Here is a 12,638-nt window from a genome sequence, read left to right as displayed (position 1 = left end):
GCCTCCTCAGCCGCCGGCGAACGGCGGCAGCACGTCAACCGTCACCCCGGCCGGCAGCGGTACTCGACGATCATGGCAGGCCACGCCGTCGACCAGGAAACTCGCCACCCGCAGCACGGCGGCGAGCCGCTCGCCGTGCCGTTCGGCGAGTTCACCCAGCAGTTCGTCGAGCGAGCGCCCGGCGGATGCGGTCTCCTCGGTCCGGCCGGCCGCGGCCCGCGCGCCAGCGAAGTAGCGGACGGTCAGCTCCACCGGTCAGCCCCCGATCGCGGACATCGGCCGGACGGGTTGCAGGAACGACGGGTCGTCGATGCCGTGGCCGGCGCGCTTGCCCCACATCGCCGTACGCCAGCGGGCCGCCAGCTCGGCGTCGTCCGCGCCGTCGCGCAGCGCGCCGCGCAGGTCCGACTCCTCGGTGGCGAAGAGGCAGGCGCGGACCTGGCCGTCGGCGGTGAGCCGGGTCCGGTCGCAGTCGCCGCAGAACGGCCGGGTCACGCTGGCGATCACCCCGACCCGGGCCGGACCGCCGTCGACCAGCCAGGTCTCGGCGGGCGCGGCCCCGCGCTCCGCCGGGTCGGCGGTCAGGGTGAACTCCCGGTGCAGCGCGGCCAGGATCTCGTCGGCGGTGACCATCGTCGTCCGGTCCCAGCCGTGCTGGGCGTCGAGCGGCATCTGCTCGATGAAGCGCAGCTCGTAGCCGTGGTCGAGGGCGAAACGCAGCAGCTCCGGCGCCTCGTCGTCGTTGACCCCGCGCATCAGCACCGAGTTGACCTTCACCGGGGTCAGCCCGGCCTCCGCCGCGCCGGCCATCCCGGCGAGCACGTCGGCCAGCCGGTCCCGCCGGGTCAGCTCCGTGAAGCGGGCCCGGTCCAGGGTGTCCAGGGAGACGTTCACCCGGTCCAGACCGGCGTCGCGCAGGCTCGGCGCCAGCCGCGCCAGCCCGATGCCGTTGGTGGTCAGCGAGATCCGGGGCCGGGGTTCCAGCGCGGCCACGGCGGAGACGATGCCGACCAGCCCGGGCCGGATCAGCGGCTCGCCGCCGGTGAAGCGCACCTCGGTGACGCCGAGCTGCTGCACCGCGACCCGGACCAGCCGGACGATCTCCTCGTCGCTGAGCAGCTGCGGCCCGGCCAGCCAGGGCAGCCCCTCGGCCGGCATGCAGTACGTGCAGCGCAGGTTGCACTTGTCGGTCAGCGAGACCCGCAGGTCCCGGGCGACGCGGCCGTACCGGTCGACGAGGACGCCGGCGGTCGTCGGGGCGGCGGTCACCTGTCGACGGTAGCGCGTCCGGCCCCGCGCAGCGCGGCTCGGGCGGCGGTACCGACCGCATCCCGGTACGCCGCGCCGAACAGGGCGGTGTGCACCAGCAGCAGGTGGAGCTGGTGCAGCGGCACCCGCTCCCGCCACCCGTCGGCGAGCGGCCACGTCTCGTCGTAGGCGGCCAGGATCCGGTCCAGGTGGGGTGCGCCGCCGAAGAGCGCGAGCTGGGCGAGGTCGGTCTCCCGGTGTCCGCCGTGCGCCGCCGGGTCGACCAGCCAGACCCGGTCGTCGGCGCCCCAGAGCAGGTTGCCCGGCCAGAGGTCGCCGTGGATCCGGGCCGGTGGCTCGTCGCCGCCGAGCTCCCCGATCCGCTCGATCACCTTCTCGGCCAGTGCGGCCGGGACCCCGGTCAGGGCGCCGTTGTCGACCGACATCCGGAAGTACGGCAGGAGCCGACGACGGGCGAACCAGTCCGACCACGGGCCCGGGCCGGGGGTGTTGTCCTGGGGCAGCGCGCCGATGAAGCCGGGCCACTCCGCCCCGAACGCGGGCGCCCCCGCCCGGTGCAGCGCGGCCAGCTCGCGACCGAACCGCTCGGCCGCCTCCGACGTCGGTTCGCCGGGCTCCACCCAGTCGAGCGCCAGCAGCTCCGGCAGCGCCACCACCACCTCCGGTACGGCCACCGCGCCGGCCTCGCGCAGCCAGCGCAGCCCGGCGGCCTCGGTGGCGAAAAAGCCGTCCGGCACCGGCCGTCCCGCCGTCTCCGACCAGGTCTTGGTGAAGACCGAGTGCCCGTCGTCCAGGGTGAGCCGGGAGGCGGCGCAGATGTCACCGCCGGAGACCGGCGTCTCCCGGATCCGCTGATGGGTCAGGAACGTCGGCAGGTGCTCCGGGTGCGCCCGCAGGTACGCCAGGTCCATGAGCGCAAGGTAGCCCTTCCCGGCGTCCGGCGAGGGCCGTGCCGGGCCGCGTCCGCTGCCGGACCGGCTGCCACGCCGTTCGACGTCGACCGATGCGCATCCCGACGGGTGCCGTCACCGCGCTCGCCGGCTCGGTGCAGAACCGTCCTCACCTGCGCCGATACTCTCCGTGTCTGTGGACAAGCCGCGTGTCGTCCACAGGGCCTGTCGGCCGGGCACCGGTCCGCCGCACGCTCCCGGCATGACACCGACCGACCGCCCCCGACTCGCCGTCCGCTCACCCGCCGACCTCATCGCCGCCGTGCCGTACCTGCTCGGCTTCCACCCCGCCGACAGCGTGGTCGTGGTGGCGCTGCGCGGCCGACGGGTCGTCTTCGCCGCCCGAGGCGACCTGCCCGAGCCCGGCGCCGATCCCCGTCCGCCGGCCCGACACCTGGCCGGGGTCATCCTCCGGCAGGGCACCGAGTCGGCCACCGTGATCGGCTACGGGCCGGCGTCCCGGGTGACCGGGGCGGTGGACGCGGTCGGCGAGGCGCTGGACGCGGCCGGGGTGGTCGTCCTCGACGCGCTGCGGGTGACCGACGGGCGCTGGTGGTCGTACCTGTGCGCCGAACCCGACTGCTGCCCGCCCGACGGCACCCCGTACGACCCGGCGGCCAGCGAGGTCAGCGCGGCGGCCGTCTTCGCCGGTCAGGTCGCCCTCCCCGACCGGGCCGCGCTGACCGCGCAGGTGGCCCCGCTCGACGGTCCCGTCCGGGTGGCGATGCGCCGCGCCACCGCCCGGGCCCGGCGGCGGTTGGCGGCCCTCAGCGAGGAGGCGGCGGAGACCGCCCTGGTCGGCGGCCGGTCGGTCCGGTCGGCCGGGGTGGCCGCGGTCCGCACCGCGTTCCGCCGGCACCGGCGGGGCGAGCGGCTGGGCGACGACGAGGTGGCCTGGCTGGCCGTGCTCCTGACCCAACTCCCGGTCCGCGACCACGCCTGGGAGCGGACCGACGGGCGGGACGGGGACATCGGCCTCTGGACCGACGTGCTGCGCCGCGCCGAGCCGGAGCTGATCGCCGCTCCGGGCAGCCTGCTCGCCTTCGCCGCCTGGCGGGCCGGGTACGGCGCACTGGCGGCGGTGGCGCTGGAACGGGTGCTCGCCACCCACCCCGACTACTCCCTCGCGCTGCTCCTCGACGACCTGCTCCGGCGCGGTGTGCCCCCGTCCGAGCTGGACGGCTGGCCGGCCGTCGGCTTCCCCGGAGTGGTCCGCCGTCGGGCCCGCCGCCGTGGCACCTCCCGGGGCGGCTGATGCCGCCCCGGCACCCCTCCGCACCGGCCACCGGCCCTACCCTCCGATGCGGTCGGGCCGGGCTCGGCGGTCGGGCCGGGCTCAGTCGACGTCGGCGAGCCGGTGGGCGCCGGCGTAGACGTTCATGGTCCGGCCGCGCAGGAAGCCGACCAGGGTCATGCCGGCCTCCTCGGCCAGCTCTGCGGCGAGGGTGCTGGGCGCGGAGACCGCCGCGAGCAGCGGCACGCCGGCCATCCACGCCTTCTGGGTCAGCTCGAAGCTGGCCCGGCCGGAGACCAGCAGCAGGTGCCCGGCGAGCGGCAGCCGCCGCTCCCGCACCGCCCAGCCGACCACCTTGTCGACTGCGTTGTGCCGACCCACGTCCTCGCGCAGCACCAGCAGCTCGCCGTCCGGGGTGAAGAGGCCGGCGGCGTGCAGGCCACCGGTCCGGTCGAAGGTCCGCTGGGCCGCCCGGAGCCGGTCCGGCAGGGCGGCCAGCACCTCCGCCGGCACGGTCGTCGGGTCGTCCCGCACCGCGAAGAGCGAGCGGGTCCGTATCGCGTCGATGCTCGCCTTGCCGCAGACCCCGCACGAGCTGGTCGTGTAGAAGTTGCGGGACGGGTCGGTGGTGGGCTCCGGCACGCCCGGGGCCAGCACCACGTCGACCACGTTGTAGGTGTTCGGCGTCTCCGCCCCGGCGCAGAGCTGGGCGGTGTGCACGTCGTCGGTGGACCGGACCAGCCCTTCGGTGAGCAGGAAGCCGATCGCCAGGTCCAGGTCGTCGCCGGGGGTGCGCATGGTCACCGCGAGCGGCCGCCGCCGGCCGGGGCCGGCCAGGCCGACCCGGATCTCCAGCGGCTCCTCCACGACCAGGGTGTCCGGGCGGCGTACCCGGGCGCGTCCGTCCGCCGCCGCGTCGAGGTCGATCCGGAGCACCCCGCGCCGATCAGTCGCCCGTCCCATCCCGCCATCCTGCCCCGCCCGGCCGTCGTACCGCACGGCGACCGTGGGGCGCGCGATGCACTCCGCTCGCGGCGGACGGCGGTGACCGTCTGCTCGGACCCGGCCGGATGCCGCCCACGGGTGGATCAAGCCGCCGTCCGCGCGGACCCCGCCCGTCGGCCGCGGGCAGCGGCTCGGCGGCCCGGGTTACCGTGGCGGGATGACGGCGTACGCGGCGGTGCTGCTCGCGGGTGGCGCGGCCCGCCGGATGGGCGGGGTGGACAAGCCCGCGCGCCCGGTCGGCGGCCAACCGATGCTGCACCGGGTGCTGGCGGCGGTCGCCCGCGCCGAGCCGCGGATCGTGGTCGGTGTGGCCGGTGCCGTCCCGCCCGGCGTGCGGGTGACCCGGGAGGAGCCGCCCGGCGGCGGCCCGGTCGCCGCCACCCGGGCCGGGATCGCCCTGCTCGACGCGGGTACGACCACCGTCGCCCTGCTCGCCGCCGACCTGCCGCTGCTCACCGCCGGCGCGGTCGACGACCTGCTGCGGCAGCTCGCCGGCTCGCCGGTCGACGGGGCCTGCTACCTCGACGGCGACGGTCGCCGGCAGCAGCTCTGCGGCGTGTGGCGGGTCGCCGCGCTGCGGGCCGCCCTGGACGAGCTCGCCGCGCAGCGGGGCGGCACGCTCGACGGGGCTCCGGTGCGGGCGCTGCTGGCCGGGCTGACGGTGCGGGAGGTGGCCTGGTCCGGCTCCGGCCCGCCGCCCTGGTTCGACTGCGACACTGACGAGGACGTACGCCGGGCCGAGGAGTGGACACGATGACGGTGATGGACGACTGGGTCACGGCGGCCTGCGCCGAGCTGGGTCTCGATCCGGCTCAGGTGCCGGTGCCGGTCGTGCTCGACCTGGCCAAGGACGTGGCCCACCAGGTGCTGCGTCCGGGCGCACCGGTGACCGCGTACCTGCTGGGGCTCGCCGTGGGCCGCGGCGCCGATCCCGCCGGGACCGCGTCCCGGCTCAGCGAGCTGGCCGCCACCTGGCCGGTCGAGCTGGACGGCACCGGCCCGGCCAGATGACCGGCCGGCGGCCCGGAGTCCGATCCCGGTCGGCCTGATTCGGCCCCCACCGTCCGTGGGTAGGGTGACCCTGACGGACGGAGGCGATCATGACGGCAGACCACCCCTCGATGCCGACGGATGACCCGACCGGCGGTGCGCCGGAGCAGTACGAGTCGATCCTGCTGGACGAGCCGACCACTGCCGACCTGCGGGCGAAGGTGACGGAGGCCTGGCGGGAGTTCGCCCGGGCGCTGGCCGACCGGCTGCGCGGCCTGCCCACCGGCGCCCACGTGGAGCTGACCCTCGACCCCACCGCCTCCGGCACCGGGGACGCCGTCTACTCGATCAGCGTGGACGCCGGCGCGGAGGGCAGGCTCGCCGCGCGGGCGGTCGGCAACGCCACCCTGCCGCCGGGCTACCGGCTGGACCGGGCCGCCGTGGCCGACATGATCGCGCTCGGCTGGTCCCCGCCCGGCGTGGTCGAGGGCTCCGGCGAGCAGTTCGGCCTGGACTGCGCCGTCTCCGAGTCGACCCGGCTCGCGGCGGTGCTCTCCCGCACCCTCCGCGACGTCTACGGCGCGCCGCACCCCGCCTTCCTCGTCTACCTGGTGCACGACGCCGAGGGGGAGCCGCTGCCGGTGGAGCCCATGGGCACCGCGCGGAGCGAGTTCGGCCCGGGCCGCGACGTCGAGTCCGACCTCGACGAGGCGCTGGCCGCCGCGGCCACCGCCCAGGCCGGCGAGAACGACGTGCTGGCGCTGGAGGAGCGGGTCCGCACGGTCGTCTCCACCATGCTCAAGTCGGCGTCCGACCAGGTGCAGGTCGACTCGGACGGCGACATCAACATCCGGGCCGGCTCCGCCATGGTCTTCGTCCGGGTACGCGACAACCCGCCCCTGGTCGACGTCTTCTCCCCGGTGCTCACCGAGGTCGAGCCGACCGAACGCCTCTACGTGAAGCTCTCCGAGCTGACCAATCGGATGCCGATCGGCCGGCTCTACTGCGCCGACGACACGGTCTGGGCCTCGATCCCGGTCTTCGGCCGGAACTTCCAGGCCACCCACCTGATGCTCGCCGTCCAGGTGATGACCGGGCTCGCCGACGAGCTGGACGACCGGCTGCACGGCGAGTTCGGCGGCAAGCGCTTCTTCGGCGAGGGGGACAAGCCGTCCCGCTCGGAGGGTGAGCATCGCACCGGCATGTACCTCTGACACCACCCGTCGGGCGGCGGGACTCCGGGCGGAGCCTCGGCGGGCCGCGGGTGGCGTTGGACGCTCCTATGCCGCGTCAAGTGGTTGGGGCGGGGTTTCCAGGCGTCGGTAGATTTCGCGGGCGACGTAGCGTTTGAGGCAGCGTTTAATCTCGCGGTCGGTTTTGCCTTGGGCGCGGCGGCGGTCGGCGTAGGCGCGGGTGCGTTCGTCGCGTTGTAGCCGGGTCAGGACGATGGTGTGCAGGGCGCGGTTGAGTTGGCGGTCGCCTGAGCGGTTGAGCCGGTAGCGGACGGTCTTTCCCGACGAGGCGGGAATCGGCGCGGCGCCGGCGAGCATGGCGAACGCGGCGTCGTCGCGGCAGCGCCCGGGGTGGGACCAGGCGGTGAGCACGGTGGCGGCGACGATCGGTCCGACGCCGGTGAGGGTGAGAAGGTCCGGTCGCCAGGTGCGGACGATCGCGCGGATCGCCTTTTCGTGGTCGGCGGCTTCGGCTTCGAGGAAGCGGACGCGGCGGGCGAGGTCCCGCAGCACGGTCAGGCAGGTGAACACGTCAACATTTGCGCTGGTGGTAGGGCGCAGTCGGGTGGCGGTGGTGAGCATGATCCGGGTGCTCTGGCCGCGGAAGCGGGCCCGCACCACCTCAGGAGCGGTGATCACCAACGCGTGCAGCTGCCGCTGGGCGTCGGCGCTGGCTTCCACGGCCGCCCGGCGGGCGGTCAGCCGCACCTGCAGCGCTGCTCGTTGCGCCCCGGTCTTGGGCTGAGCCAGCCGCGTGCGGGCCAGGGCGTCGCGAGCGGCGCGTTCGGCGTCGATCGGGTCGGACTTCGCCCCGGCGCGGCGGGCCGGGCGCAGCGGACGGTCCAGTTCGACGACCAGTTCACCGGCGTCGGCCAGGTGCCGGGCCAGGCCGGCGCCGTAGCCACCGGAGCCTTCCAGCGCCCAGGCCCGCAGCCCCGAATGCTGCTCGGCCAGGGCCACCAGTTGCGCGTAGCCATCCGGATCGGTGGCGACCGTGGCCCTGGCCAGCACCCCGCCGGTGCGGGTATCCAGTAGCGCGGCGGTGTGGGTGTCTTTGTGGGTGTCGACGCCGATGACGACCTCGACCAGATCTGCCAGCATGGACATGCGTTCTCTCCTCACCGTGGGGACGCAAGGGTCCGGTCCGGTGCGGAGATGGCAGGACTGTGATGAGACACGCCAGCCGCTAACTGGCGGTCAAGCTCCTGATCAGGCCAACGTCTCCCGCCGGGCCGGCGCCGGCAGCAGCAGGCGGACAAGTCCCGCCAAAGGCACGAAGCCAGTCAGAGCAAGAGTCACGCCCGCCACCACCAGCTGTCAGCTCACCACTGCTGAACCGACCCCGCCACCCTCACAGTCAGTGCAGGTCGAGGAGGGTCTTGCCGACGGTGGCCCGGGACTCCATCGCGGCATGCGCCTCGGCCGCCCGTTCCAGCGGGAAGCGCTGCCCGATCAGCGGTCGCAGCCGCCCGGCCGCCGTCTCGGCCAGCGCCCGCTCGGTGAACGCGCGCAGCGCCGCCGGGTCGGCGGTCGGGCGGAGCAGGGTCACTCCCCGGGCCGCCACGAGGTCGGCGGGGAGTTCCGCCCAGGCGCCGCTGGCCAGCCCGAAGGTCAGCATCCGCCCGCCCGCGTCCAGCAGGTCGAACGCGGCCCGTGCCAGCACGCCGCCGACCCCGTCGAAGACCACGTCCACGCCGCCGGTGGCGGCCCGGACCTGGTCGGTCCAGTCCGGCTGCCGGTAGTCCACCACCACCTCGAGGCCGCGCTCGCGCAGCAGGGCCACCTTCCGGGCGCCCCCGGCGGCGGCGACGACCCGCGCGCCGGCGGCCGCCGCGAGCTGCGCCAGCAGGGTGCCGACCCCGCCCGCCGCCGCCTCGACCAGCACCCGGTCGCCGGGCCGCGGTCGCGCCGCGTCCATCAGCAGGGTGGCGGTACGGCCGTCGGCGAACACCGCGACCGCCTCGTCTAGGGGCAGCCCGGCGGGCACCTCGACGGGGAGGTCCCGGTCCACCACCACCCGCTCGGCGTAGCCTCCCGAGCCGCCGGTGCCGCTGACCACCCGCCGGCCGACCAGTCCCGGGTCCACGCCGGGACCGACGGCGGCGATCATGCCGCCGACCCCGTTGCCGGGGATCAGCGGCGGCGCGGCGCGGAACGGTCCGAAGCCGGTCGCCCGGAACATGGTCTCCACGAAGGTGAGGTTGGCGTGGGCCACCTCGATCAGCACCTGGCCCGGGCCGGGCGTCGGATCGGGCGCGGGCCCCGGCACCAGCACCTCCGGACCTCCGAACTCCCGCAGCCACACCGCGCGCACGTCTCCCCCCTCCGCAGCCTCGCCCACATTCAACAACCTCAACCGGCGTTGAGGTCAACCACCGACCGCCGACCGGCGAGGACCGGCGGCCGGCGATCAGCGCCAGTCAGCGGGGAGCGGAGTCGGCGGACGTGAGTGTCCCGGCCTGGTCGGCGGGCGGGGGCCGGAAGCCGGTGGGCTCCCGGCCCCCGCCCGCCGGGGAGGGAGGTGTCAGGTCCAGGGCAGCCAGGCGAGGCCGCCCGCCGTGGTCGGGTCGACGACCGCCAGCCCGGCGTCGGAGACGGCCCACAGTCGGCCGTCGATCAGCAGGGACCGGCTGGCGGGGCCGCCCTGCGGCAGGGTGAGCGTGCCGACGTCGGTGATCCCCCGTTCGGTCACGGTGAGCAGGCGGATGCCGCCCCCGCCCAGCGGCAGCGCCACCAGGCCGGTGGTCGGGTCGAACAGGAACGCGTGCGGGTCGAACTCCGCCACCGAACTGCCGCCGGGCAGGTGGTGGCGGGCCAGCCGGGCGGGCCGGGCCGGGTCGTGGACGTCGAAGAGCGAGACCTGGAGGCCCTGCGCCCGCCCCCGGTCGTCCGCCTCCTGGCCGACGCCGAGCAGGCGGTCGCCCGGCACCGGGTGCAGGTACGCCGACCAGCCGTTGATCTTCAGCTCGCCGGTGAGCCGGGGTGCGGCCGGGTCGGTCAGGTCGAGCGCGTAGAGCGGGTCGGTCTGCCGGAAGGTCACCACGTAGCCGGTGCCGCCGAGGAACCGCACGGAGTAGATCCGCTCGCCGCGACCGAGGCCGTCGACCCGGCCGGTCTCCGTCAACCGGTCGCCCTGCCGGGCGAGCACGTGCACCGCCGACGCGCTGGTCCCGCCCCCGGACCCCGCGCGGGTGGTCGCCACCCGCAGGTGGCCCTGCCACTCGGAGAGGGCGTACTGGTTGAGCAGCGATCCGGGGACGCTGCCGGCGGCGACGTACCGGGGCCGGCCGGGGCCGCCGGTGTCGAACTGGTAGATGTCGGTGCGCTCCGGCCCGGGCCGCCGCGGATCCGCCCGGCCGCTCCGCCAGCCGGCGCCGCTCGCGCCGGCGAGGTAGAGGCTGCCGGCGGTGCCGTAGACGGTGTCGGCGTCCGAGGCGACGGTGACCGGGTCGCCGTCGCCCAGCCGACCGGTGGTGAGGTCGAAGCTGAGCACGGTCAGCAGGGCGGTGCCGGTGGCGGCGGCCGGCCGGCTCAGCCGGTCGCAGCCGACCCGGCCGGTGTGGCGTTCCTCGGCCGCCGTCCATGCGTAGCGGGGCAGCCAGGCGTCCAGGCCGGCCCGGGCGATCACCGCCCGGTTGGCGGCGGTCCGCTCGGCGTCGGTGCGCCGCTCGTCGTACGGGAAGGAGAGCCGGGGCTGCGAACGGATCACGACCCGGGCGGTCGGGCCGGTCTGCCGCGCGTCCAGCAGGCTGCCCTCGATCCGGTACGTCCCGACGACCCTGAGCGGCCCGGCCAGGTCGACCAGGATCAGGCGCGGCCCGTCGGGGTCGGCCGGCCGGTCGGAGCTGGTGGGCCGGTCGGTGTCGGCCGGACGGTCGGGGCTGATCGGGCGGTCGATCGCCGGCATCACCTCCGGTGCGGCCCGGACCAGCACCAACGCCCGGTCCCCGTGCAGCAGCAGGCTGCCCTCCGGCCACCACCGGCGGCCCTCCCCGGTGGAGAGGTCGAGCTGCCCGGTGACCTCCCGGGTGGCCGCGTCGACCACCCGCAGCACGCCCCGGGTGACCACGACGATCCGCCGGCCGTCGGTCTTCACCAGGTCCGGCTCGTCCGCCCCCGGTTCGTGGCTGTTGGTCGCGGAGTGCTCCGGCGCCGCCGACCCGGCCGCCTTGGCGGCCCCGGGCGGCAGCGCCGCTTCAGCGCGCGCGGCGGCGTCGGCGGGCATCACCGCGTCACCGGCCATCCCGGTACGCCAACCCGGCCCGAAGCCGTACGGCCCGACGGCCGCGCTGGCGGCGGCGCGCAGCCCGGCCAGGGCCGCCGCGCAGGAGTCGTACCCGACGAGCCGGGGCGCGGCCGCGGGTGGGGCCGGCTCGGGCGCCGCCGCCCGGGGCGCGACGGCGCTCCCGGCGAGCAGGCTCAGGGCCAGCAGGGTTCCGGTCGTGGCGTAGGCGGTCACCGGTCTCATGCGCCCTTGGACGCCGCCCTCCGCCGCCCGGTTCCCGGCCGCTCCCCGGCTCCCGGCCGGCCCTTCCGCCCGCCGCGCCGCGACGAGGAGGGGCACGGCAGGGGGAGGGGGTGGACGGTCAGCCGCCGGAGGGGCCGACGCCGGGCGACTCGACCAGCCGGGAGAGGACGATGGTGCTCCGGGAGGAGGTGACGAAGGACTCGGCCCGCAGCCGTTCCAACGCCTCCTCGAGGTGGGCGATGTCGGCGGCCCGCAGGTGCACCAGGGCGTCCGCCTCCCCGGAGACGGTGTACGCGCCGACCACCTCGGGGTGCCGGCGGGCGGCCGCCCCGATCTGCGCCGGGGTGGTCCGGCCGGCGCAGAACAGCTCGACGAAGGCCTCGGTGGTCCAGCCGACGGCGGCCGGGTCGACGACCGCGGTGAACCCGCGGATCACCCCGGCCGAGCGGAGCCGGTCGACCCGTCGCTTGACGGCGGGGGCGGAGAGTGACACCCGGATGCCGATGTCCGCGTACGACGCGCGAGCATCCGCCACGAGCAACGCAATGATTCGCTGGTCAACTGCGTCTATCTGCAACGTTCCGCCTCTGGGAAGCAATGGTTGTGGCTGTTACCAAAGTTCCAGGCTACCTACTCTTGGTGACCGTGAACCAGCAGCGAGTCCCGCGAAAGCGGACATATCTCATGTGCTCGCCCGAGCACTTCGCGGTCGAGTACGCCATCAATCCGTGGATGGACGTGACCGCGCCGGTCGACGCGGAGCTGGCGGTCAAGCAGTGGGACCGCCTGCGGGAGACGCTCGTCGGCCTCGGCCATGAGGTGCACCTGCTCACCCCCGAGCGCGGGCTGCCCGACATGGTCTTCGCGGCCAACGGCGCCTTCGTGGTCGACGGCACCGTCTACGGCGCCCAGTTCAAGCACGAGCAGCGGGCCGCCGAGGCCGCCGCGCACCGGGCGTTCTACGAGTCGCAGGGCTGGCGGTTCATCGCGCCGAGCGAGACCAACGAGGGCGAGGGCGACTTCGCGTACCTGCCGGACGCGCACGGCGGCCTGATCCTCGCCGGCCACGGCTTCCGCACCGAGCTGCCGGCGCACGCCGAGGCCCAGGAAGCGCTCGGCCGCCCGGTGGTGTCCCTGCGCCTGGTCGATCCGCGCTTCTACCACCTCGACGTGGCGCTCGCGTCGATCGACGACGAGAACATCGTCTACTACCCGGGCGCCTTCTCGGCGGCCAGCCAGAAGGTGCTGGCCCAGCTCTTCCCGGACGCGGTGATCGCGGACGACGAGGACGCCCTGGCCTTCGGTCTCAACCTGGTCAGCGACGGCGCGAACGTGGTGCTGAACAGCGAGGCGACCCGGCTGGCGGGCAAGCTCAAGGCGGCCGGCTACACCCCGGTCCCGGTCGAGCTGGCCGAGGTGAAGAAGGGCGGCGGCAGCGTGAAGTGCTGCATCGCCGAGCTGCGCCACTGACCGTCCCGCACCGCGCCGAG

13 protein-coding genes are annotated in these 12,638 nt (G+C 75.5%); 5 read left to right on the top strand and 8 right to left on the bottom strand.

Annotation, left to right across the window (positions count from 1 at the left end):
- Positions 1 to 6 precede the first annotated feature (6 nt).
- From EV384_RS03610 to EV384_RS03600, 3 genes are read right to left on the bottom strand one after another with little or no spacing between them, the layout of a single operon-like run.
- Positions 7 to 252, bottom strand: a complete 246-nt coding sequence (locus EV384_RS03610) for a MoaD/ThiS family protein (RefSeq protein ID WP_130330100.1) — start codon at positions 250 to 252, stop codon at positions 7 to 9.
- 3 nt (positions 253 to 255) lie between these two features.
- Positions 256 to 1,269, bottom strand: a complete 1,014-nt coding sequence (gene moaA / locus EV384_RS03605; protein WP_130330098.1) for a GTP 3',8-cyclase MoaA — start codon at positions 1,267 to 1,269, stop codon at positions 256 to 258.
- On the bottom strand, positions 1,266 to 2,180 hold the full coding sequence (locus EV384_RS03600; RefSeq protein WP_130330096.1) for a fructosamine kinase family protein: 915 nt from the start codon (positions 2,178 to 2,180) through the stop codon (positions 1,266 to 1,268). Before EV384_RS03600 ends, moaA begins: the two co-directional genes overlap by 4 nt.
- 241 nt (positions 2,181 to 2,421) lie before the next feature.
- Between EV384_RS03600 and EV384_RS03595 the strand changes: the two genes are divergently transcribed.
- Positions 2,422 to 3,474 (top strand): DUF4192 domain-containing protein, encoded by a 1,053-nt coding sequence (locus EV384_RS03595; RefSeq protein ID WP_130330094.1) that lies wholly within the window; start codon positions 2,422 to 2,424, stop codon positions 3,472 to 3,474.
- 81 nt (positions 3,475 to 3,555) lie between these two features.
- On the opposite strand, the gene fdhD is transcribed toward EV384_RS03595, so the two are convergent.
- The gene (gene fdhD, locus EV384_RS03590) at positions 3,556 to 4,416 is read right to left on the bottom strand and encodes a formate dehydrogenase accessory sulfurtransferase FdhD (RefSeq protein WP_130330092.1); all 861 of its coding nucleotides are present in this window, start codon (positions 4,414 to 4,416) and stop codon (positions 3,556 to 3,558) included.
- Positions 4,417 to 4,615: 199 nt separating this feature from the next.
- On the opposite strand from fdhD, the gene mobA reads away from it, so the two are divergent.
- From mobA to EV384_RS03575, 3 genes are all read left to right on the top strand, one after another.
- On the top strand, positions 4,616 to 5,215 hold the full coding sequence (gene mobA / locus EV384_RS03585) for a molybdenum cofactor guanylyltransferase (protein WP_130330090.1): 600 nt from the start codon (positions 4,616 to 4,618) through the stop codon (positions 5,213 to 5,215).
- Entirely contained in the window at positions 5,212 to 5,469 is a 258-nt protein-coding gene (locus tag EV384_RS03580) for a DUF6457 domain-containing protein (protein WP_130330088.1), read from the top strand. Before mobA ends, EV384_RS03580 begins: the two co-directional genes overlap by 4 nt.
- Positions 5,470 to 5,558: 89 nt before the next feature.
- Positions 5,559 to 6,662, top strand: a complete 1,104-nt coding sequence (locus EV384_RS03575; RefSeq protein WP_130330086.1) for a T3SS (YopN, CesT) and YbjN peptide-binding chaperone 1 — start codon at positions 5,559 to 5,561, stop codon at positions 6,660 to 6,662.
- Positions 6,663 to 6,728: 66 nt separating this feature from the next.
- On the opposite strand, the gene EV384_RS03570 is transcribed toward EV384_RS03575, so the two are convergent.
- From EV384_RS03570 to EV384_RS03555, 4 genes are all read right to left on the bottom strand, one after another.
- Positions 6,729 to 7,787, bottom strand: coding sequence for an IS110 family RNA-guided transposase (locus EV384_RS03570; protein WP_130330084.1), 1,059 nt, complete (start codon positions 7,785 to 7,787; stop codon positions 6,729 to 6,731).
- Positions 7,788 to 8,037: 250 nt separating this feature from the next.
- A complete protein-coding gene (locus EV384_RS03565) occupies positions 8,038 to 8,994 on the bottom strand; it encodes a zinc-binding dehydrogenase (protein ID WP_130340206.1) in 957 nt (318 codons plus the stop codon).
- Positions 8,995 to 9,204: 210 nt separating this feature from the next.
- Positions 9,205 to 11,148: a beta-propeller domain-containing protein gene (locus tag EV384_RS03560; RefSeq protein ID WP_130330082.1), complete on the bottom strand. Its 1,944-nt coding sequence runs from the start codon at positions 11,146 to 11,148 to the stop codon at positions 9,205 to 9,207.
- Between the two features lie 118 nt (positions 11,149 to 11,266).
- Complete coding sequence (locus EV384_RS03555) at positions 11,267 to 11,725, bottom strand: Lrp/AsnC family transcriptional regulator (RefSeq protein WP_130330080.1); 459 nt, start codon at positions 11,723 to 11,725, stop codon at positions 11,267 to 11,269.
- A gap of 59 nt (positions 11,726 to 11,784) precedes the next feature.
- Here EV384_RS03555 and ddaH point away from each other — a divergent pair, with 59 nt between their 5' ends.
- Positions 11,785 to 12,618, top strand: a complete 834-nt coding sequence (gene ddaH / locus EV384_RS03550) for a dimethylargininase (protein WP_341273616.1) — start codon at positions 11,785 to 11,787, stop codon at positions 12,616 to 12,618.
- Positions 12,619 to 12,638 lie beyond the last annotated feature (20 nt).

Origin of the sequence: Micromonospora kangleipakensis (assembly GCF_004217615.1) — a bacterium.
Taxonomy (GTDB): Bacteria; Actinomycetota; Actinomycetes; order Mycobacteriales; family Micromonosporaceae; genus Micromonospora; species Micromonospora kangleipakensis.
This window is presented reverse-complemented; position numbering and strand designations above follow the sequence as displayed.